12 protein-coding genes are annotated in these 21,674 nt (G+C 72.5%); 7 read left to right on the plus strand and 5 right to left on the minus strand.

Annotated features, from left to right (window positions below):
- Nucleotides 1–462: 462 nt before the first annotated feature.
- Entirely contained in the window at nucleotides 463–1,011 is a 549-nt protein-coding gene (locus ABZ845_RS30015; protein ID WP_360985999.1) for a MarR family transcriptional regulator, read from the minus strand.
- A 169-nt stretch (nucleotides 1,012–1,180) separates the two neighbouring features.
- Between ABZ845_RS30015 and ABZ845_RS30020 the strand changes: the two genes are divergently transcribed.
- Complete coding sequence (locus ABZ845_RS30020) at nucleotides 1,181–2,470, plus strand: MFS transporter (protein WP_360986055.1); 1,290 nt, start codon at nucleotides 1,181–1,183, stop codon at nucleotides 2,468–2,470.
- A 10-nt stretch (nucleotides 2,471–2,480) separates the two neighbouring features.
- On the opposite strand, the gene ABZ845_RS30025 is transcribed toward ABZ845_RS30020, so the two are convergent.
- A complete protein-coding gene (locus ABZ845_RS30025) occupies nucleotides 2,481–4,121 on the minus strand; it encodes a SpoIIE family protein phosphatase (protein WP_360986002.1) in 1,641 nt (546 codons plus the stop codon).
- Nucleotides 4,122–4,329: 208 nt separating this feature from the next.
- Nucleotides 4,330–5,730 carry an NAD(P)/FAD-dependent oxidoreductase gene (locus ABZ845_RS30030; protein WP_360986005.1) on the minus strand — a complete coding sequence of 467 codons (1,401 nt, stop codon included), beginning with the start codon at nucleotides 5,728–5,730 and terminating at the stop codon, nucleotides 4,330–4,332.
- Between the two features lie 380 nt (nucleotides 5,731–6,110).
- Between ABZ845_RS30030 and ABZ845_RS30035 the strand changes: the two genes are divergently transcribed.
- Together ABZ845_RS30035 and ABZ845_RS30040 are read left to right on the plus strand one after the other, a co-directional pair.
- Entirely contained in the window at nucleotides 6,111–6,881 is a 771-nt protein-coding gene (locus ABZ845_RS30035; protein WP_360986008.1) for a helix-turn-helix domain-containing protein, read from the plus strand.
- Between the two features lie 886 nt (nucleotides 6,882–7,767).
- A complete protein-coding gene (locus tag ABZ845_RS30040; protein ID WP_360986011.1) occupies nucleotides 7,768–9,756 on the plus strand; it encodes a sigma-70 family RNA polymerase sigma factor in 1,989 nt (662 codons plus the stop codon).
- Between the two features lie 23 nt (nucleotides 9,757–9,779).
- Here ABZ845_RS30040 and ABZ845_RS30045 read toward each other — a convergent pair whose 3' ends face one another.
- Together ABZ845_RS30045 and ABZ845_RS30050 are read right to left on the minus strand one after the other, a co-directional pair.
- Nucleotides 9,780–13,103: a BTAD domain-containing putative transcriptional regulator gene (locus ABZ845_RS30045; RefSeq protein ID WP_360986014.1), complete on the minus strand. Its 3,324-nt coding sequence runs from the start codon at nucleotides 13,101–13,103 to the stop codon at nucleotides 9,780–9,782.
- 611 nt (nucleotides 13,104–13,714) lie between these two features.
- The gene (locus ABZ845_RS30050; RefSeq protein WP_360986017.1) at nucleotides 13,715–15,802 is read right to left on the minus strand and encodes an asparagine synthase-related protein; all 2,088 of its coding nucleotides are present in this window, start codon (nucleotides 15,800–15,802) and stop codon (nucleotides 13,715–13,717) included.
- A 693-nt stretch (nucleotides 15,803–16,495) separates the two neighbouring features.
- Here ABZ845_RS30050 and ABZ845_RS30055 point away from each other — a divergent pair.
- The 4 genes from ABZ845_RS30055 to ABZ845_RS30070 all read left to right on the plus strand — a co-directional run bounded on the left by ABZ845_RS30055 (nucleotide 16,496) and on the right by ABZ845_RS30070 (nucleotide 21,621).
- Nucleotides 16,496–17,920 (plus strand): MFS transporter, encoded by a 1,425-nt coding sequence (locus ABZ845_RS30055; RefSeq protein WP_360986020.1) that lies wholly within the window; start codon nucleotides 16,496–16,498, stop codon nucleotides 17,918–17,920.
- Between the two features lie 87 nt (nucleotides 17,921–18,007).
- Nucleotides 18,008–19,246 carry an L-2-hydroxyglutarate oxidase gene (gene lhgO / locus ABZ845_RS30060; protein WP_360986023.1) on the plus strand — a complete coding sequence of 413 codons (1,239 nt, stop codon included), beginning with the start codon at nucleotides 18,008–18,010 and terminating at the stop codon, nucleotides 19,244–19,246.
- Between the two features lie 76 nt (nucleotides 19,247–19,322).
- The gene (gene trmB, locus ABZ845_RS30065) at nucleotides 19,323–20,126 is read left to right on the plus strand and encodes a tRNA (guanosine(46)-N7)-methyltransferase TrmB (RefSeq protein ID WP_360986026.1); all 804 of its coding nucleotides are present in this window, start codon (nucleotides 19,323–19,325) and stop codon (nucleotides 20,124–20,126) included.
- A 61-nt stretch (nucleotides 20,127–20,187) separates the two neighbouring features.
- The gene (locus tag ABZ845_RS30070; RefSeq protein WP_360986029.1) at nucleotides 20,188–21,621 is read left to right on the plus strand and encodes a PrsW family glutamic-type intramembrane protease; all 1,434 of its coding nucleotides are present in this window, start codon (nucleotides 20,188–20,190) and stop codon (nucleotides 21,619–21,621) included.
- The last annotated feature ends 53 nt before the right edge of the window (nucleotides 21,622–21,674 follow it).

The raw sequence follows: 21,674 nt of genomic DNA on the forward strand, positions 1-21,674 counted from the left end.
ACCCGAGAGACTCTCTCAGGCTTTCCTCCGGGCGCTTCCCTTCGGTGTTTCCGACTCTATCAGATCTTTCCGATCCGATTTCCTCGGTGCTTTCCGGCCTTTCGGCCTTCCGGCTTTGCTGACTCTATCAGACCTTCAGTTCCCTTCGGGCCTGACTCCCAGTCAACCGGGTTTGTCTTCCCGGCTGTTGGGCCGTTCCGACGTCCCAAACCTTAGCGGATCCCTCCGGCGATTCCCAATCGAGCGATTCGATCGAGTAGCCGTACTCCGGTGAAATCGAATTCGGGCATGCCGAAATCGTTCCCAACGGGAGATCGTGCAGAGTGGTTTGGTTGCCGCTTTCGCGACGGGAGGTGCTGCCGGAGAACCGTTACGGCTCCGTGGCAACCCGGAGAACATTACGGGTCAGGAGGTGGGCTGTCAAGCTTGCCCCGTCGGCCCAGAGCCAAACCCTGGTGGACCTCAGTCCAGGTCGCTGAGGCGGCCGCCCGCGTCGGGCTGTGCGTGTTCGACACGGCGCAGCAGCCGTGTCAGGGCATCGCCCAGGGTCATGCGCTCCTCCGGGGTCAGGTCCTGGAGGAGGTCCTCCTCGAACACCGACGCAAGGCGCATCGCTTCCAGCCACTTCTCGCGGCCTTCGGCGGTGAGCTCGACGATCACGCGGACCCGGTTGGCCTCGTCCCGCTCACGGGTGACGAGCCCCTCGCCGACCATGCGGTCGATCCGGTGGGTCATCGCGGCCGGCGTCAGACCGAGCCGCTTGGCCAGGTCGCTCGGACCCAGGCGGTAGGGGGCGCCGGAGAGGACGAGGGCCTTGAGGACCTCCCACTCGGCGTTGCTGATGCCGAGCCCGGCGGTCTGGCGGCCGTAGGCGACGTTCATACGGCGGTTGAGCCGGGACAACGCCGAGACGATCTTCTCGACCTGTGGGTCCAGGTCCTGGAATTCGCGCTGGTAGGCGGCGATCTGTTCATCGAGGGTCGGCTCACTGGCGCCGTTGGTGTCGCCCATGACCGCAGTATCGCACGCACGCGCTTGGCGTTGAAGTCCTTCAGTGTGTACTGTTAAGGCTCTAACTTTAGCTTCGAAGTCTTCAGGGTTAACCGCTTCAGAGGTAAGACCTACCGGTCCGAACCAGGGCGGCCCCTCCTTCCTAGGGCAGGTGAACGTGACCAGGGCAATGGGCGCAGCGATGCGCCGGATTCATGTGGGCAACGCACTCAGCGCGTTCGGCCTCGGCTTCACCGTCCCGTATCTGTACGTCTATGTGGCGCGGGTACGGGATCTCGGTGCTGTGACGGCGGGTCTCGTACTCGCCGTCTTCGCCGTGGCCGCACTCGTCGTGCTGCCGTTCGCCGGACGGGCCATCGTCCGGCGCGGCCCGCTTCCGGTGCTGCTCGCCGCCCTGGTCAGTGCTGCTGTCGGCTCCCTGAGCCTGGGCCTGTCGGGCGGCGCGGTGAGCGTGCTGCTGTCGGCGGCCGTGCTCGGCGCCGGCCAGGCGGTGATGCAGCCCGCGCTGGCCACGATGATCGTCGACTGCTCGACCGCCCAGACCCGGTCGCGCGCCTTCGCCATGCAGTTCTTCCTGCAGAACCTGGGCCTCGGCGTCGGTGGTCTGATCGGCGGGCATCTGGTCGACACCTCGCGTGCCGCGTCCTTCACGCTGCTGTTCGCGATCGAGGCCGCGATCTTCCTGCTGCTCGCCGTGATCATGTCGACGGTCCGGGTACCGCACGCGCCGGAGATCGGCTCCGACACGCCGCAGGGCGGCAAGGCGAGCTGGCGGCAGCTGCTGGGCAACCGGGTCATGGTGCGGCTGTGCGTGCTGGGCTTCGTGCTGTTCTTCGCCTGCTACGGCCAGTTCGAGTCGGGCCTGAGCGCCTACGGCGTCGAGGCGGCGGGCATCTCGACGTCCGCGCTGGGTACGGCGCTGGCCGCGAACACCCTGATGATCGTGGTCGCGCAGTTCGCGGTGCTGAAGTTCGTGGAGCGGCGCAGGCGGTCGCGGGTGATCGCGGCCGTGGGGCTGATCTGGGCCGTCGCCTGGGCCGTCGCGGGGTACGCGGGGCTGGGGCACGGCAGCCAGACCATGGCCACCGCCGCGTTCGTGTCGACGTACGCGCTCTTCGGGCTGGGCGAGGCGATGCTCTCGCCGACGCTCGCGCCCCTGGTCGCGGATCTCGCGCCGACGGGGATGGCCGGTCAGTACAACTCGGCGTTCGCCCTGGTGAAGCAGCTGGCCCTGGCCGTGGGTCCGGCGGTGGGCGGTCCGCTGGCCGCGTCGCTGCCGGGGCCGTATGTCGTGACGTTTCTGCTGTTCTCGCTGGGCATCACGTTCCTGGCCGTCCGACTGGGGCGCCGGCTCACTCCGGCGCAGAACCTGCCGTCCGCGGCCAGGAGCCGGGTGGTGGCGCAGAGCGCCTCCGGCAACAGCCCGGACCTGGCCGAGGTCAGCGTGTCGGGCGTCTGAGACGGCCTTCTCACGGCAGCGCGAACTCGCACCAGACCGCCTTCCCGCCGCCCGGCGTGCGCCGCGACCCCCAGTTGGAGGCGATGGTCGCCACGATCGCGATGCCCCGTCCCGCCTCGTCCGCCGGTTCCGCGCGCCGGCGGCGGGGCAGCTGGTCGTCGCCGTCCGTCACCTCGATGATCAGGCGGCGGTCCGTCCGCCTGAGGCGCAGCTTCATCGGCGGGACGCCGTGCTGCAGCGAGTTCGCGACCAGCTCGCTCGCCGCCAGCACCCCCAGATCGTGCAGATCGGCCGGGAACCGCCAGCTGGTCAGCACACCGGAGGCGAACGCACGCGCGCGAGGCGTCGCCTCCACTCCTCCGAGCAGTTCCAGTGCCGCGTTGCGGAACAGCTCGCCGTCCGGGCCCCTGCGCGCCGGGTGCTGGAGTACCAGGACCGCCACGTCGTCGTCGTGATCCGCCGTGACACCCGCCGAGCGGACGAGGCGGTCGCAGATCACCTGCGGTGTGCCCGTGGCGCCCGCGAGCGCGTTCTCCAGGGCCGCGATGCCCTCGTCGAGGTCGGCGTCTCGGCGCTCCACCAGGCCGTCCGTGTACAGGACGGCCGTGGAGCCGGGTCCGAGCGGGACCGAGCCCGACGTGTGCATCCAGCCACCGGTGCCCAGGGGCGGGCCGGTGGGCTCGTCGGTGCGCAGGACCGCTCCGTTCTCGTCGCGGACGAGGATCGGCAGATGGCCGGCCGACGCGTACACCAGCCGTCCCTCGTTCGGGTCATGGACGGCGTACACGCAGGTCGCGATCTGGTTGGGGTCGATCTCCGTGGCGAGGCCGTCGAGGAGCTGGAGCACCTCGTGCGGGGGCAGGTCGAGGCGGGCGTAGGCGCGTACCGCCGTGCGCAGCTGGCCCATCACCGCGGCTGCGCGTACGCCTCTGCCCATCACATCGCCGATCACCAGTGCCGTACGGCCGCCGCCCAGGGTGATGACGTCGTACCAGTCGCCGCCGACCGCGGCGTCCGTGCCGCCGGGCTGGTAGGTGGCGGCGATGCGCAGGTCGTCGGGCTGCTCCAGCTCCTGGGGCAGCAGGGAGCGCTGGAGGGTGACCGCGGTGCGGCGCTGCTCCCGTTCGCTGGCCCGCAGCCGTTCGGCGGCCTCGGCGTGGTCGGTCACGTCGGCGGCGAACACGAGCACGCCTCCGGTCTGCTCGCCGGGCACGTCCACCGGAGTGCAGGTGAACGTGTAGGAACGGCCGCCCGGCGCCTTGCGGGACTTGACCGTGCGCGGCTTGGAGCTGCGCAGCACCTGGTCGAGGAGCGGGAGGAGGCCGAGTTCGTCCAGCTCGGGGAGCGCCTCGCGGGCGGGTTCGCCGGGCGTGCGGGCGCCGAAGGCCGCCGTGTAGGCGCCGTTGACGTAAGCGATGCGGTGGTCGGGGCCGTGGACCAGGGCGACGAGGGCCGGAATGCGGTCGAGGACCTCGCGTACGGGCAGTTCGTCGAGTGCGGCCATGCCGGACGTGTCGTCGGTGAGCCGCTCGGCGCGGGCCGCGGGCACGGCGCCGTCCCTCCGCCGGTCCGGGGCGAGCGCGTGCTCGTTCCGCGCTGCGGCGCGGCGCTGCGTTCCGGGGAGCCGGGCGCTCCAGCGCGTGAAGTTCACCGATTCCTTGCCTCGTCGTTGTCGTCGCCGGCCGACTCCGGATCCGGTCGGGGTCCGGGAGCCTGCCCCCGGGGGTACGGCACAGTGGGGAAAGCCTGTGGATATGGCCCGGGACGGGGATCGGCCCGCCCGAGGTCATGGACCAGTCTGGCCGACCGGACCGGTATCCGTCAGACGTCGGCCCTTCCGGTGTAGTTCCTGGATCCGGTCAGGACGACCCCTTCGGGTCTCCAGAAGGCTTTCCACCGGCCGCCAGTTCGAACTCCGCACGGGGATGTTCGAGTGAACCGAGGGAGACGATCTCTCTCTTGAAGAGCCCGGCCAGGGTCCACTCGGCCAGCACACGGGCCTTGCGGTTGAAGGTGGGCACCCTGCTGAGGTGGTAGACGCGGTGCATGAGCCAGGCGAGGTAGCCCTTGAGTTTGCGCCCGTAGACATGCGCGACTCCCTTGTGCAGTCCCAGGGAGGCGACCGAGCCGACGTATTTGTGGGCGTACGTCTCCAGGGGCCGGCCGCGCAGCGCGTGCGCGATGTTGTCGCCGAGGACCTTGGCCTGGCGCAGTGCGTGCTGGGCGTTGGGGGCGGTGTCCGTGCCGGGCTCCTCGGCGGTGACGTCGGGGACGGCTGCCGCGTCTCCCGCGGCCCACGCGTGCGTGACGCCGTCCACGGTCAGCTGGGGGGTGCACTTGAGGCGTCCCTTGCCGTTCAGCGGCAGGTCGGTGGCGGCCAGGACCGGATGCGGCTTCACACCCGCGGTCCACACGACGGTGCGGGTCGGGAAGCGCGCGCCGTCTGAGAGGACCGCGATCCGGTCGGCGCACGACTGAAGACGGGTGTGCAGACGTACGTCGATGTTGCGGCGGCGCAGTTCGGTGACCGTGTAGCGGCCCATCTCCTCGCCGACCTCCGGAAGGATGCGGTCGGAGGCTTCCACGAGGATCCACTTCATGTCCTCGGGCTTGATGTTGTGGTAGTAGCGCGCGGCGTAGCGGGCCATGTCCTCCAGCTCGCCGAGCGCCTCCACTCCGGCGAATCCGCCCCCGACGAAGACGAAGGTGAGGGCCGCGTCGCGGATCGCGGGGTCACGGGTGGAGGAGGCGATGTCCATCTGCTCGAGAACGTGGTTGCGCAGACCGATGGCCTCCTCGACGGTCTTGAAGCCGATGCCGTAGTCGGCGAGGCCGGGAACCGGGAGTGTGCGGGAGACGGATCCTGGGGCGAGGACGAGTTCGTCGTACGACAGCTGCTCCGTCCGCCCGGTCTCCTCCGTGGCAAGCGTCTTGAGGGTGGCGGTGCGTACCGCGTGGTCGATGGACGTCACCTCGCCGACGACGACATGGCAGCGGTCCAGGACCCGGCGCAGCGGGACGACCACATGGCGCGGCGAGATGGCGCCGGCCGCCGCCTCGGGCAGGAACGGCTGGTACGTCATATAGGGCTCGGGCGAGACCACCATGATCTCGACCTCGCCCCGGCCCAGTTCGGCCTTCAGTTTCCGCTGCAGGCGCAGTGCGGTGTACAGACCGACGTAGCCACCGCCGACGATGAGGATGCGCACACACTTCGGGGGATCGGGGGGCGTCCCCCGGTCGTTTGCAGCCGTCACCATCCCATGAGGCACCCGACTCCCGAGTTTGTCCACAGTCCTGGCGCATTGTGTGACGGGGCGGCGGTGCGCGACAGAGTTGGCCGAATATGCCAAGTACGGGGAAGAGGCGCAGGTCAGCGGGGGTGTGCCGGGTGCGGTTCGGGGGACCGAACGGGACGAATCCGGCGCGTACTCCGATCGGGGGGCGCTCTGTGCGGAACCTGCCTCTTCTGAATTGACCCCTACTCAACTATGTTCGTATGCCGACGGGGTGTAGGGGGATCGGCTCGAGGGGTCCGCGACGGGCGGACCCGTTCACACGACACAATTGTTCCCTTCGCTTCGGCTTTCATCGGCGGGGAGTGTCTCCGGGGGGAGACGACATGACCGGGGGATCGCTTATGCATATTCAGGACGCTCATTGGTCCGCAGCTACGTCCGCCATCGCTCCGATGGGCGCCGTGAGCGCCGCGGGGGCGCACGGACGCGGGGACAGCTCGCGGACGACACCGCTGCGCGTGGACGCTCAGCGCAATCTGGAACACGTACTGCGCGCGGCCCGCGAGGTCTTCGGCGAGCTCGGGTACGGCGCGCCGATGGAGGACGTCGCGCGGCGGGCCAGGGTCGGCGTCGGCACGGTGTACCGGCGCTTCCCCAGCAAGGACGTGCTGGTCCGGCGCATAGCCGAGGAGGAGACCGCCCGGCTGACCGATCAGGCACGCACCGCGCTGGGCCAGGAGGACGACCCGTGGTCGGCGCTGTCGCGCTTCCTGCGGACGTCGGTGGCGTCGGGTGCGGGGCGGCTGCTTCCGCCGCACATCCTGCGGGTGGGTGTCGCCAAGGAGGGCTCCGAGTCCCTGGACGCGCTCTTGGCGGACGAGACGCGAGTGCCGCAACAGCGCTCCCTGCCGGCCACCGAGCTGCGGCTGGTGGGGCCCCAGGCCGAGCCGGACCCGGACGACGCGGGTACGGCGACGCTGCTGGAGGTCGTCGGACAGCTCGTGGAACGGGCGCGTGAGGCGGGCGAGCTGCGGACGGACGTCACCGTCGCGGACGTGCTGCTGGTGATCGCGACCGCGGCGCCCTCACTGCCGGACGCCGCTCAGCAGGCGGCGGCCTCGGCGCGGCTGCTCGACATCCTGCTGGAAGGCCTGCGGTCCCGTCCGGCGTGAGGAGTGCTCCCGCTCCGCGGGGCGGGCCCCTGACCCGGGCCGGCCTCAGCGGGGCCGGGTTCCTCTCTGGAGGGCCCTCCTGGGCGCGGGCGGAACCGCGTGTCCGTGCCCGGGACGGGCGCTTCGCCTTCCGGGCAGCGCTACCGCACACCGGCCGGGCTTTGCGTGTACCGGTTGGCGGTTGGTGTTGTCGTCCCACGTGCAAAAAAGGCGTGCAGTGGTCCGCAATCACGTACAGAGGCCGGAGAAGACGTACACAGGCCGGAAACCGCGCGCACCGGCCGTGCCCGGTCCGCCGGACGCCCGCGGAGAACCGCACAGTCCGGCCCGAAAGCGCGCGAGGCGAGCGGATGCCGCACACGGCCCGGGATTCACGACATGTGGCCGAGCATGACAATCACCGGCTGCTCATAACGGTCGCCGTGCCACCAACACGCACAAGGGCTGGAAACCACGTGCACCGGCCGGAGACTCCGCCTTACCCGGCCGACACCGCACACACCCCGGGAATCACGGCACCCTGCCGAGCATGACAACCATTGGCTGCTTATGGCGCCCGGCGGTCCAGGAATGCGCACAGGGGTCGAGGTACGCGTACATCAGCCGGAGCGCATGCCCCCTCGGCCGCCGGATACCGGGCACGCGGGGTTTCGGCCGGGACGGCGCACGGTGGCCGGGGGCACGGGCGGTCCGCTGTCGCTCGTTCCGGTGATGTCCCCCCATGGGAAAACGGGGTTGACCGGTGTCGGCCTGGGCCATCCGGGCTGCACAGATGTCGGGCTCCGCTGATCCGCGGTGGGCCGTTCGAGTGTTTTCGACCGGATTCCGCTGTGACACTCTGACCGCTGTTTCGGGAGTGGTCGGGCAGGCGGCGGGGCTTTCCACGATGAGCGTTGACGGGCAGGACGAGTCACCGGGCGGCGGCGCGGAGGTCTCACGGCGGGTGCCGGGCCAGGACGGACCGCCCGAGCACACCACGGGAGGCGGCGGCCCGTCCGGTGGCTCGCCGGGGGCCGGGGGTCTGCCGGCGCAACGGGCCCGCGGTGCGCTGCCGCCCTCGGACGCCGAGCTGATCACGCGGATGCGCGACGGGGACGACACGGCGTACGAGGAGCTGTACCGGCGCCATGCCGATGCCCTGCGCCGTTACGCCCGCACCTGCTGCCGCGACGCCCACACGGCGGACGATCTGACCGCCGAGGTCTTCGCCCGCATGCTCCAGGCGGTGCGCGCCGGTTCCGGTCCCCAGTACGCCGTGCGCGCGTATCTGCTGACCGCGGTCCGCCGTATCGCCGCCACCTGGACGAAGTCCGCGCGACGTGAGCAGCTGGTCGACGACTTCGCCATGTTCGCCGCGCAGTCCGCGCGGCTGTCCGGGGAACCCGACGCCGCCCCTTCCCCTTCCCCGGGCTCGTTCGATGCGGGTGTGGAACTGGGCGCCGATGTGCGCGCGATGCACGAGGCCGAGCGGTCCATGGCCAGGGCGGCCTTCCGCTCGCTGCCCGAGCGGTGGCAGGCCGTGCTGTGGCACACGGAGGTCGAGGAGGAGTCGCCGAGCGAGATCGCCACGTTGTTCGGGCTGGACGCCAACGGCGCCCGGGTGCTGGCCAGTCGAGCCCGTGAGGGCCTCAGGCAGGCCTATCTCCAGGCGCATGTGAGCGCCGCGCTCGTCGACGACGAGGAGTGCGCGCGGTACGCCGGTCAGCTCGGCACGTATGCCCGTCGCCGACTGCGCACCCGCGCGGAGCAGGGCCTGCGCCGGCATCTGGAGGAGTGCGCCCGGTGCCGGCTGGCCGTGAGCCAGATCGAGGAGATCGCGAACGGCATTCCCGCCGTCGTACCGGTCGCGGTCATCGGCTGGTTCGGCGCCGCCGGATACGCCAAGGCCCTCGGGATCATCGCCGGGGGTACGGGTGCGGCCGCGGGTGGAGCCGCCGGTGCCGCCGCCACGGCGGCCGGCGGCTCGGGCAGCGTGAGCACGAGCGGTGCCGCCACGCTGTCGAAGGGGCTGAGCCTGCCGTTGCAGGCCGGGATCGCGGCCGGTGTCGTGGCGGTGGCGGCCACTGTGATCGCCCTCGCGACGGTCGGCCACCACGCACCGGCCACGAAGCCGGAGGCCGAGCCTTCCGCTCCGCGGGCCGTGGAGTCCCGGGCCACGGAGTCCCGGGGGCCCGCCCCGGCACCCCCTCAAAAGGGCGGGCGAGCCTCGGCCGCCTCTCCCCACCCGCCGTCCGCGACGTCCTCGGCACCGGCGCCGCGCACCGCCCCCGCCCCCGCCCCGGTTGCCGGGTCGGCCATGGTCCCGGTCGTGGACGTTTCCCCACCCTCGGCTCCCTCCGGTCCGGTCGGCGCGCCCTCCCCGGCAGCGACGCCCGCTCCGACGCCGACGTCCTCGACACCCCCGGCGGAACTCCTGCCCGCGCCGTCCCCGCCCGGCTCCGCGTTCTATTGGTGGAACAGGCTGCCGTACGACGTGACGACGACCGACCGCGGCGGGCCCTTGATGCGGCTGGATGACAGCAGCTGGGTGTGGCGGCGCTGGGGGATGCGGATCGCCGGCCGGCACTACGACCGCGGGGTGACCGTCCAGGGCGCGTCGTCGGTGATGATCGAGCTCAACCGTCCGTGCTCGTCGTTCGACGCGCTGGCCGGTATCGACGATCTGACGGTGGGGCCGGCCGGTGTGCGGTTCTCGGTTCTCCTCGACGGGGCACGAGCGTGGCGGTCACCTGTGCTCGGGAGCGGCGACCGGGCGGTGCCGGTCCATGTCGGACTCGCCGGGCACCGGACGGTCCGGCTGGTCGTGGAGCCCGGCACCCGGCAGGACGCGGAGGCACTCGTGGACTGGGCCCGGGCGCGCTTCACCTGCCGGTAGGCGACAGGCCCTGGGCGCCGGGGTCAGTCGCCGGAACCGTGCACGGACAAGCGTTCGAGGTCCCGTACGACGTCCTCGTGGGAGAGCGTCGCGCCTGTCGCCTGTTCGGCGTCGAAACACTCCCCGCCCAGGGCCGCCAGGGCCACGGCCCTCGTCCGTTCCGCCTGCTCGCGCTCGGGTTCGGGCCGGACGGACGCACCGCGCCAGCCGTCCGCGGCGGCGAGCAGCCGTACCGCCGCGGCGTGCGCGCCCAGGGTTCCCAGGACGTTCGCCGCTATGTCCACGATCCCGGCCGTCACCGACTCCGCGCAGCGGTTCGCCACGGCGTCCCGCAGCGTCGCGGCCAGCTTCGGCAGACCGGGTCGCGGGCCGGACTCGGCGATCGTGATGAGCGCGTCGACGCCGTTCATCGCCGCCACGAACTGCGGGGGCGGCGTCCCCAGGAGCGCTTCCGCCTCCGCCCGTATCCACCACTCCCGCGCCCGGGCGGTCTCCCCCTCGTCCAGCGCCATGTGCGCGCGCAGCAGCCACACATAGGCGCGGGCCTCCTGGACGCCGTGCCGGTCGGCTGCCTCGTCCGCCTCGTCCAGCGCCTTCCGCGCGTCCGTCCGTCTGCCTTCGCGGTACGAGATCTCGCCGAGCCGGGCGAGCAGGAACGGAGTCTCCGCGTACGCACCCACCTCGTGGGCGAACCGCAGCGCCTGCTCGTACTCCCCCCTCGCCTCCTCGAACGCGCCGCGCCCCATCGCCGCCTCCCCGGCCGCGCTGCAGACCTGGGCGCGCATCCAGCGGTCCCCGACCCGGCGGCTGATCGCCCGCAGCTCCGCGAGGTCGTCGTCCACGTCCCGCAGGCCGCCCTGGGAGTCGACGAGGATGTGCGTGCGCAGCATGAGGGTGACGCCGATCTCCCAGTCACCGCCGAATCTGCGGCAGTTGGCCACGATCGCCTCCAGGCCCTCGCGGATGTCGAGGGTTCCGCCCAGGTAGTACGTGGTGAACGGCCAGAGGAGGCCGGGCAGACGGGCCGCGTCCGGGCCGCCCGGTTCGAAGTACGAGCGCACCCGGGCGGCGTAACGCCCCGCCCGTTCGCCCCGCAGGGTGTCCGGCGACCGTGATTCCGCGAGCAGGAACATGTGCAGCAGCCGAAGCTGCATCCGCATCGGACGGAGCGGATGTCCCTCCTCGCTGTCGGCATGGGCGAGGAACGCCTCCACGGGGTCGAAGGCGGTCAGGTCATCCTCGTACGCGGGCGGCACCCCGTCCCGGCCGGCCCGTGAGTCCAAGGACGCCGCCAAGCGCAGGACGCGGCCCACCCACTCGCTGCCTTCCCAGCGGAAGGCGCGCAGCCACCAGAACCAGCCCGACGCGAGCGCGATGGCGCCGGCCTCCTCCTCCGCTCCGGCGGCGATGGCCCGGCGCAGTCCGGTGCGGATGTTGTCGAGTTCCGTCTCCAGCCGCTCGACCCAGGAGAGTTGGTCGGCCGAGCGCAGCTTCGGATCGGCCTCCTCCACGAGTGCGCGCACCCATGCGCGGTGTCTGCGCTCCGCCGCGGCGCTTGCCCCGGGCGTCTGAGCGGCGCGCTCGGTGGCGTACTCGTGGATCGTCTCCAGCATGCGGTAGCGCATGCCCGTACCGCCGTCCCCCGCGTACGGGGTCGCGACGATCAGGGACTTGTCGACCAGCGAGCCGATGAGGTCGGCGGCGGGACCCGTGCACACGGCCTCGGCCGCGGCGAGGTCCCAGCCTCCCGCGAAGACGGAGACCTCGCGCAGCAGCGTGCGCTCCCGCTCGTCCAGCAGGTCCCAGGACCAGTCGACGACCGCGCGCAGGGTCTGCTGGCGGGGCAGCGCCGTACGGCTCCCTGAGGTGAGGAGCCGGAAGCGGTCGTCCAGGCGGTCGGCGATCTGCCGGGGGGTGAGCATCCTCAAGCGGGCGGCGGCAAGTTCGATGGCCAGCGGCAGACCGTCCAGACGGCGGCAGATCTCGTCGATGGCCGCCGCGTCGGGGAGGGCGGGCGCGTTCGGGGCGGGGTGCGCGTCGGGGCGCACGGTGGCCGCGCGTTCCAGGAAGAGGCGGCGCGCGGGATCGGGTGGCAGGGGCTCGACGGGCCGGACCGCCTCGCCCGGCACTCCGAGAGGTTCGCGGCTCGTGGCGAGGATGGTGAGGTCGGGGCAGTGGGTCAGGAGGGTCTCCGCGAGCTCGGCCGCGGCTTCGATGACGTGTTCGCAGTTGTCGAGGACGAGCAGTTCGCCGCGCGGTGCGCAGTGTTCGATCAGCAGGGCGACCGGGTCGTCGTGCGGTGTCGCCAGCTCGTTGGTGATCAGCACGGTCTCGCGCAGACCGAGCGCGCTGACCACGGCGGCGGGGACGGCCTCCGGGCGGTCGAGCGGAGCGAGTTCGGCCAGCCATGCCCCCGGCTGCCCGGCGGCGGCCACCTCGGCGAGCCGGGTCTTGCCCGAACCACCCGGTCCGGTGAGGGTGACCAGGCGGGCCTTGCGCAGGTCGGCCCGGATGGCGTCGAGCTCGGCCTCCCGTCCGACGAAGGAGTTCAGGCGGGGGCGGATGTTGCCGGGGCGGGCGGCAGCGGGACGTGGGGGTGTGCGACCGGGGCCGCCTGCGGGCTCGGGGCTTTCCGGGCTGAGCAACTCCGCGTGCAAGGCCTGGAGTTCGGCGCCGGGGTCGGTACCGAGACCGTCCGCGAGCGCACGGCGCAGCCGCTCGTACGCCGCGAGGGCGTCGGCGCCGCGGCCCGTGGCGCGCAGGGCGCGGATGAGGAGGGCGTGCAGGGGTTCGTCGTACGGATGGGCCGTGGCCAGTTCCGTCAGCTCGGGTACGACGTCCGCGGCGCGGCCCAGGCGCAGGTCGGCGTCGGCGCGGGCGCGGACCGCCGTCAGGCGCAGCGCCTCGGGGCGGACGGCGGCGCCCCGGTCGGGCAGGTCGGCGAGGGCGGGGCCGTGCCACAGGGCGAGGGCCTCGCGCAGGTCGCGGGCGGCGGTGTGCGCGTCGCCCCGGGACAAGGCCGAGGTGCCGCGCTGGACGAGGTCCTCGAAGACGAAGAGGTCCACGGCCTCGCGGGCGGCGACGAGGCGGTAGCCACCGGGCTCCGAGGCGACCGCCTCCATACCGACGGCGCGGCGGAGCCGCCCGACGAGGGCCTGCAGGGCGGCGGGGGCGTCCAGCGGCGGGTCGTCGGCCCACACCTCGTCGATCAGGGTCTGGTGCGCGGCGGTTCGGCCGGGGCGCAGGGCGAGGGCGGTGAGCAGCGTGCGGAGCCGCTGGCCGCGGAGGGGTATGGGGGTGCCCTGGTCGTCCTCTGTCTGGGCTGGTCCCAGGATGCTGTACCGCATCCGGTCATTCTCGCTGGGGTGGGCGGTGGGGGCACGGGGTTTGTGGGCGTGCGGTGCGTTGTCCCTGCGGGGCTTTGTGGGTTTTTGCGCAGTTCCCCGCGCCCCTGACGAGGAGCGTTGACGGCTGCGGGAGCGTTGCGGGATTTCGCGCAGTTCCCCCCGCCCCTATCAAGGTGCGTTGACGGCTGCGGGAGCGTTGCGGGATTTTGCGCAGTTCCCCGCGCCCCTGACGAGGAGCGCTGGCGGCTGCAGGAGCGTTGCGGGATTTCGCGCAGTTCCCCCCGCCCCTATCAAGGTGCGTTGACGGCTGCGGGAGCGTTGCGGGATTTCGCGCAGTTCCCCGCGCCCCTATCGAGGAGCGTTGACGGCTGCGGGAGCGTTGCGGGATTTCGCGCAGTTCCCCCCGCCCCTATCGAGGAGCGCTGGCGGCTGCGGGAGCGTTGCGGGATTTCGCGCAGTTCCCCCCGCCCCTATCGAGGAGCGTTGACGGCTGCGGGAGCGTCGGGGGATTTCGCGCAGTTCCCCGCGCCCCTGACGAGGAGCGCTGGCGGCTGCAGGAGCGTTGCGGGATTTCGCGCAGTTCCCCGCGCCCCTATCGAGGTGGGGGCGGGTCAGGTGCCTGCGCCCAGGGCTCTTCCCCTTGGCGAGATTCCGGCCGGGATCGCGCGGGCCCTGGCTGGAGTGCCTGTCCAGCAGGTGCCGCGGCGGGCCAGGAGGCGGCGTAGCCAAAGTTCGAGTGAGATCAGGTCCGCGAGGCCGTCGAGGGGCAGGGGTGCGCCGGCCGCCGTGGCCCGTACCGCCTTGCGCACGACCCTGGCCTCCACCAGGCCCGCCTCGGCCAGCAGCGGTGTGTCGAACAGGGCCGTCAGGGAGTCCGCGGCCACCCGCAGACCGGTGCGGGCCGCCGCTGTCGTGGACGCGTGCGAAGGGGCACCCCAGCCGGGCGGCAGGCCGCCGACGCCCGCACCCTCCAGCACCTTGCGCAGGATGGCCGCCCGCGCCCCCGGCTGCACCCGCAGCGCCTCGGGGAGGGTCCGGCACGCGCGGACGACCTGGTTGTCCAGGAAAGGGGCGTGCAGTCGCTGGGAGCGGATCTCCACGGCCTGTTCCAGTACCCGTAGATCCGCCGCGTTTCGTGCCAGCGCGGCGCGTGCGCGGAAGTCGCCCGGGCGCTGCCCGGGGCCGAGCGTCGTGCGGCCCGCGGCCGCTTGAAGGCGAACCGATACTTCGGCGAGGGCCTCGCCGGTCAGCCACCGTGCCGCGGGCCCCGGTCTCGCCCAGGTGAGCGCGGCCAGCGATGCCTCCACGGCGCCCTGGGGCTCGTCGAACCGGCGCTGCATCAGCCGTTCGGCGAGTGCGTCGACCCCGGCCCGGTACGGGGTACGGGCCAGCCTTCGCGCCGCGCCGTACACACGCGCCGGGACCGTGACCGAGCCGTCGGCCTTCGCCAGCGCGGCCACCGGACGTACGAGATGGCGCCGTTTGCGGTCCATCAGGAGGTCGGCGAGGCGGGCCGGGTGCGCGTCGAGGACCTGGCGGGCGCCGTAACCCGTGAAGTGGTCGGCGCTGCCCGCCGCCAGCCGCGCCCGGTGACGCCCCGCCGACACCAGGCAGGGGCCCGGCTCGTCCGTCAGCGGGCCCTCCAGGTCGGCGTAGGGAAGCACGTCTTCTCCGCCGGTCACCACCACGTGGTGCAGCCGGGGGTTCGCGGCCAGCGTGCCGGCGCGTTCGAGTTCGGTCTCGCGGCCCCGTACGGCGAGGTCGTTGAAGGTGACGGCCAGCAGGCGCTCGCCCGCGCCGGTGCCGTGCCCGAGGATCGTGCCGGGCATGCCGGGGAGCCCGGCCGCGAGCAGGGCGAGCGTTCCCGAGGCCGGCCCTCCCGAGAGGTCGGCGCCGATCCCGGGGACCGGCATCCCGCGGGCGGCACGGCGTTCCGCCGGCCCCATCCCGGGAACGGGCCCGGGGTCGATGTCGGCACCGGGAACGTGCCGTGGAGCCGAGAGCCGTGCGCGTACGGCGCCCACGAGGGCGTCGCGCACCGCGTCGACGGCGGCGGAGGGGTCCGCGACGGGCGCCGCGACCGCGAGGGAGGCCACGGGCTCGTATCCGGCGATCTCCCGGGCTCCCGCGCGCAGGATGAGCGCGTGGCCGGGCGGGATGCGCCGCACACCGTCGTACGGCGTCGAGTCGTGCACCGCGGCCGGTACGTCGGGGGCGGCGAGGAGGGCCGCCAGATGCCCGAAGTCCAGGTTGGCCTCGATGAGGTCGGCGAGCGGGAGCGCCGCGGTCGCGTACGCCGTGCCGCCCGCCCACGGCGTGTAGAACACCGGCCGCGCGCCGGCGAGATCGCCGCACACCGTGATCCTGCGTCCCACCTGGACGACGGCGGTGTAGCTGCCGGACCAAGCGGTGAGATGGCGAAGTGCCCCTCCGCGGGCGGCGAGCAGCCCCACGCGGAGTTCGTCGTCCGAGGCCCCGCACATGCCCAGGACCGCGATCCGGGTCCGTGCGTCGGCCTTCAGCACCCGTACCTCGTCGGGGCGCCAGTCGCCGACCGCCCACAGCGGATCGGGGTCACCCCACAGAAGCTGGGAGCCCACCGGGTGGACGGTGCCGCCGTCGTCGTGTCCGATGGCTCCGCCCGGTCCCGGCCCGGCGGCTCCCGCGGCGGTGCTGCTCCACCCCACCAACCACCGCATCGACGCCTCCACAGGCTGTGGACAACCAGTGCACCGGACGAACGGGTCCATGCTGCCACGAAGAACGGTCGCGGGAGGCTCCGCGCGGCGGCTTGTGCGCCCCTGAACGCGCCTTCGAGGAGACCCCCGCGAGCCGGTGAACTCCCGCCAGGGGAGCGGCCGTCGACCGGACCGCCGATGATGCCGGGAGAAAACAGCGACGTGAATGCGCCCCCGGAATGCTCCCCGAAAACGCCTTTCGCGCCGTCAAGAGTCATGGTGGGAGGCGTGATCGCCCCCGAAATCAACCGTCGATTTTCAGCCAAATCGACTGCGCACGGGCCGCATTGGGCACGCTCCGTACAGGCTCGACTCAACGCACAGTCCGGGAGGCGGAGTTCGCCCCCCGGACCGGTCCGCCGCCCGCGGGGATGTAGGCGGCGGTGTCCCCCAGCCCACTGGATCCAGTACAGCGGGCCGACCCACGCAACACCCATGGAACCGCTCCCCCGATGGCCGGAGAAGAGCGCACGGACGGGCGCACGGCCACACACCGGGAGCACGTCGCCACCCTCCGTGCAGAGGAGCGGGCCACAATCCCGCCATCCGGTTTTACGCCCCTTAACGCATGGGATGCGGCGAACTACGCTGGGTTTACGAATGCCGCGCGGTTATGCCATTGCCGCGGCAGCCGTCTGTGTCGAGGGGTGGCGCATGTCCAGGGAGCAACGCGGGCCGAACGAAAAACTCGGCGCCGTTCTCGCCCTCGCGGGAATCAGCAACGCGGGACTCGCCCGCCGCGTCAACGATCTTGGCGCCCAGCGCGGGCTGACTCTTCGCTACGACAAGACCTCGGTGGCGCGCTGGGTGTCGAAGGGCATGGTGCCGCAGGGCGCCGCGCCGCATCTCATCGCCGCGGCCATCGGCCAGAAACTCGGCCGCCCCGTGCCGCTCCACGAGATCGGTCTGGCGGACGCGGATCCCGCGCCGGAGGTGGGCCTCGCCTTCCCCCGGGACGTCGGCCAGGCCGTGAAGTCGGCCACGGAGCTCTACCGCCTCGACCTCGCCGGCCGCCGGGCCGGAGGCGGGGGCATCTGGCAGTCGCTGGCCGGATCGTTCGCGGTGAGTGCCTACGCGACCCCTGCCTCCCGCTGGCTGATAACCCCGGCCGACAGCTCGGTCGCGCGCGATCCCGCGTCCGCCGACGGATCCGCGGCGGCGCTGAAGGTCGGCCACAGCGACGTCCAGAAGCTGCGCGAGGCGGCGGAGGACGCCAGGCGCTGGGACTCCAAGTACGGCGGCGGCGACTGGCGTTCGTCGATGGTGCCCGAGTGCCTGCGGGTGGAGGCGGCCCCGCTGCTGCTCGGCTCGTACTCGGACGAGGTGGGCAGGGCGTTGTTCGGGGCGAGTGCCGAACTGACACGTCTCGCCGGCTGGATGGCCTTCGACACGGGACAGCAGGAGGCCGCCCAGCGCTACTACATCCAGGCGCTGCGCCTGGCGCGTGCCGCCGCCGACGTCCCCCTGGGGGGCTACGTCCTGGCGTCCATGTCGCTCCAGGCGACCTACCGCGGCTTCGGCGACGAGGGCGTCGACCTCGCCCAGGCCGCGCTGGAACGCAACCGCGGCCTGGCCACGGCCCGCACCATGAGCTTCTTCCGCCTCGTCGAGGCGCGGGCACACGCGCGCGCGGGTGACGCCCAGGCGGCGGGCACGGCCCTGAAGTCGGCGGAGGGCTGGCTGGAGCGGGCGCGCGACGGCGACAACGACCCCACCTGGCTGGGCTTCTACTCCTACGACCGTTTCGCGGCCGACGCCGCCGAGTGCTACCGGGACCTCAAGGCCCCGCGCCAGGTCCGCCGCTTCACCGAGCAGGCCCTGTCCCGGCCCACGGAGGAGTTCGTGCGCTCGCACGGGCTGCGCCTGGTGGTGTCGGCGGTCGCCGAGCTGGAGTCGGGCAACCTGGACGCGGCGTGCGAGCAGGGGGTGCGGGCCGTGGAGGTCGCGGGCCGCATATCGTCGGCGCGCACCACCGAGTACGTCCGGGACCTCTTGCACCGGCTCGAGCCCTACGGCGACGAGCCGCGCGTGGTGGAGCTGCGGGAGCGGGCACGGCCGCTGCTGATGGCGCCCGCTTGAGCGCGCGGTGCGGCGGGATCCGACGTGGCCGTGTGACCTGCGCAATCTTCCGGGCGTCCGGGGTTTGAGGGCATTGTCAGTGGCACAGTGCACTATCGGAACCGGGAGGTGGAGCAGGTGCGGGAGATCGCCTACGACTGTGACGTGCTGGTGATCGGCGGCGGGATCGTCGGCCTGTCGACGGCGTATGCCCTCACGCGTGCCGCGCCCGGTACGAGGGTGACGGTCCTGGAGAAGGAGCCGGGCCCGGCCCGCCACCAGACGGGGCGCAACAGCGGCGTCATCCACAGCGGGATCTACTACCGCCCCGGCACCCTCAAGGCGCGGTTCGCGGTGCGCGGTGCCGCCGAGATGGTCAAGTTCTGCGCGGAGTACGGCATCGCGCACGCCGTCACGGGCAAGCTGATCGTCGCGACGGAGCGGGAGGAACTGCCGCGCCTGCACGCCCTCGTCCAGCGCGGCCGGGAGAACGGCATTCCGGTGCGGGAGCTGGGCCAAGCCCAGATCGCGGAGTACGAGCCCGAGGTGCGGGGCCTGGCCGCCATCCATGTGGGCACGACCGGGATATGCGACTACGTGGCGGTCGCCCGGCAGCTGGGCGAGGCCTCCGGGGCCGAGATCCGGTACGGCGCGGAGGTGGTGCGCATCGACCGGCGCCCGTCGCTGGGGGTCGCCGTGCGCACCGGGGACGGGACGGTCCTGCGCGCTCGTGTGCTGGTGAACTGCGCCGGGCTGCACTGCGACGAGGTGGCCCGGCTGACCGGCGACGACCCGCGGATGCGGATCGTGCCGTTCCGGGGCGAGTACTACACGCTGGCGCGGCCGGAGCTGGTGCGGGGGCTGGTGTATCCGGTGCCCGATCCGGCGTTCCCGTTCCTCGGGGTGCATCTGACACGGGGCATCGACGGCGAGGTGCACATCGGTCCGAACGCGGTCCCGGCGCTGGCGCGCGAGGGCTACGGCTGGCGGGTCGTACGGCCGCGTGAGCTGGGCGTGACGGTGGCCTGGCCGGGCTCGTGGCAGATAGCGCGGCGACACTGGCGGTACGGGGCGGGGGAGCTCAGGCGGTCGGTGTCGAAGGCGGCGTTCACTCAGGCTGTACGGAGACTGCTGCCGGGTATCGGGACGGACGACCTTGTACGGGCGCCGGCAGGCGTGCGGGCGCAGGCCGTACTGCGGGACGGGACGCTGGTGGACGACTTTCTGATCCGGGAGGGGGACCGGACGGTGCATGTACTGAACGCCCCGTCCCCCGCGGCCACCGCCTCCCTGCCCATCGGCAGAGAGGTGGCCCGCCGGGCACTGGCGGCGCTCGGCCGCGCTTGAGGGGTATGGGCCGGGTGGCCCGGGACTCCGCGGCAGACCGGAGCCTCACACCACGCCCCGTACCATGGAACGCACTGTGTCTGAGTCCCTCGAATTCGCCCGCCAAGATCACGAGCCCGCGCCTCCCGGCCCGCCCGGCCCCCGCGCCAAGGGCGAGCCCCGCTTCCCCGACGGCCCCAAGGCCGACCCGGCCGGTTCGCACTTCGAGCGCCGGATCCGCAGCTTCCAGCCGCGCCGGAGCAGGGTGACCACCGGACAGGCCGACGCCCTGCAGCGACTGTGGCACATGTGGGGGCTCGACATCGACGGGCAGCGGCGGGTCGATCTCGCGGAGCTGTTCGGGAACACCCACCCCGTCGTGCTGGAGATCGGCTTCGGCATGGGCGAGGCGACCGCGCGCATGGCCGCGGAGGCACCCGGCACCAACATCCTCGCCGTCGACGTGCACACCCCCGGCCAGGGCAACCTGCTCAACCTCGCCGACCAGGGCGGACTGACCAACGTCCGGGTCGCGAACGGCGACGCGATCATCCTGCTCCGCGAGATGCTCGCACCGGACTCCCTCGACGGTCTGCGCGTGTACTTCCCCGACCCCTGGCCCAAGAAGCGCCACCACAAGCGGCGCCTGATCCAGCCCGAGTTCCTCACGCTCGCCGCCACCCGCCTCAAGCCTGGGGGACTGGTGCACTGCGCGACGGACTGGGAACCGTATGCCGAACAGATGCTCGAGGTGCTCACCGCGCACCCGGACTTCGAGAACACCCAGCCCGACGGCGGGTACGCGCCCCGTCCCGACTTCCGGCCTCTGACCCGTTTCGAGGGGCAGGGACTGGAAAAAGGACATGTCGTGAACGACCTGCTGTTCCGCCGCGCACGCTGAGTGCCGCGGGCCCACCAGGCACCGTCGCGGGCGGCGCCCCTCCCTCGTTAGGGTCGATGCCGTGGCCACCGTTCCCCCGTACCCGACGTACCCGGCCGACGCACCCGGTGGAGCCCGGTTCGGGCACGCGCACTGGTGGCAGAGGCGGAGGGTGCGCTACGGGGCGCTGATCACCCTGCTCGCGCTCTCCGGTCTCGTCATCCTCGCGCTCGTACGTCAGCAGACCGGCACCGAGGGCTTCCTGGTGGGGCTCGGACTCGCGGTCCTGCCCGTGCCACTGCTCGTGGCCGCGTTCCGCTGGCTGGACCGGGTCGAGCCGGGACCCTGGCGGAATCTGATCTTCGCCTTCGCCTGGGGCGCGTGTGCGGCGGCGCTCATAGCGATCGTCGCCAACAGCTTCGCGACAAGGTGGATAGCGACCGCCACCGCCGACCCGACCAGCGCGAACACTCTCGGCGCCACCGTCATCGCACCCGTGGTCGAGGAGTCCGCGAAAGCGGCGGCCGTCCTGCTGGTCTTCCTCTTCCGCAGACGCGACTTCACCGGGATCGTCGACGGAGTGGTGATAGCCGGGGTCACCGCGACCGGCTTCGCGTTCACCGAGAACATCCTGTATCTGGGCACGGCGTTCGGCACGGACCAGATGACCGGCGGCGGGGGGATCACCTCCGCGACCGCCGGGACCTTCTTCGTCCGCGTGGTGATGTCCCCCTTCGCCCACCCTCTGTTCACCGTGCTCACCGGCATCGGCTTCGGCATCGCCGCGCTGACCGCGGAACGCCGGCACGCACGCCGGGTGCTGGTACCGCTGTGCGGACTGCTGCTCGCGATGGGCATGCACGCCCTGTGGAACGGCTCGTCGTCGTTCGGTGACTACGGGTTCTTCGCGGTCTACCTGTCCTTCATGGTTCCCGCGTTCGGGCTGCTGACCTGGCTGGCCGTCTGGACCAGGCAGCGCGAGCTGCGGACCGTCAGGGAGGAGCTTCCGGCGTACGCGGTCGCCGGGTGGCTGGGGCCGGTGGAGCCGTTCGTGCTGGGCTCGATGCGTGCACGGAGGCTGGCCCGGCAATGGGCGGGACACCATTTCGGCAAGACGGCGGCGCGCGCGGTAGCGCAGTACGAGACCTGCGCGACATCACTGGCGTTCCTGCGCGGGCGGGGGCGCCGGGGCCGGGCCGGTGCCGATTTCGTCGCGCGGGAGCAGGAGCTGCTCGCCGAGCTGTGGGCGCGGCGGGAGGTGGCACGCCCGGCTCTCGCCCACGCCGCGCGGGCGATGACACCGGTGGCGCCGCCGGTGGTGGTACCGCCGCCGCGGCCGATGTACGGCTACGCCCCCGCGTACTGGGCACCGCCGCACGGCCCGGTGGCGCCGTACCCCGCGCACGCCCCGCAGGTCCCGCACCCCGCGCAGGCCCCACACCCCGTGCACCCCGTGCACCCCGCGCACGCTCCGCACCCCGTGCACCCTGGGCAGCACAACCCGTATCGCGCGTAGCGGCACACAGGAGCACGCGGGGCACGGCACGGGGATACGACGGGGGCACGGCA

This window comes from Streptomyces sp. NPDC047022, from assembly GCF_040644155.1.
In the GTDB taxonomy this organism is placed as follows: domain Bacteria; phylum Actinomycetota; class Actinomycetes; order Streptomycetales; family Streptomycetaceae; genus Streptomyces.

Excerpts from the sequence above, each read along its gene's own strand:
- ABZ845_RS30020 (WP_360986055.1), top strand. The coding sequence starts at position 1,181 with ATGGGCGCAGCGATGCGCCGGATTCATGTGGGCAACGCACTCAGCGCG.
- ABZ845_RS30045 (WP_360986014.1), bottom strand. The coding sequence starts at position 13,103 with ATGCGGTACAGCATCCTGGGACCAGCCCAGACAGAGGACGACCAGGGC.
- ABZ845_RS30030 (WP_360986005.1), bottom strand. The coding sequence starts at position 5,730 with ATGGTGACGGCTGCAAACGACCGGGGGACGCCCCCCGATCCCCCGAAG.
- ABZ845_RS30050 (WP_360986017.1), bottom strand. The coding sequence starts at position 15,802 with ATGCGGTGGTTGGTGGGGTGGAGCAGCACCGCCGCGGGAGCCGCCGGG.
- ABZ845_RS30015 (WP_360985999.1), bottom strand. The coding sequence starts at position 1,011 with ATGGGCGACACCAACGGCGCCAGTGAGCCGACCCTCGATGAACAGATC.
- ABZ845_RS30055 (WP_360986020.1), top strand. The coding sequence starts at position 16,496 with ATGTCCAGGGAGCAACGCGGGCCGAACGAAAAACTCGGCGCCGTTCTC.
- ABZ845_RS30035 (WP_360986008.1), top strand. The coding sequence starts at position 6,111 with ATGCATATTCAGGACGCTCATTGGTCCGCAGCTACGTCCGCCATCGCT.
- ABZ845_RS30040 (WP_360986011.1), top strand. The coding sequence starts at position 7,768 with ATGAGCGTTGACGGGCAGGACGAGTCACCGGGCGGCGGCGCGGAGGTC.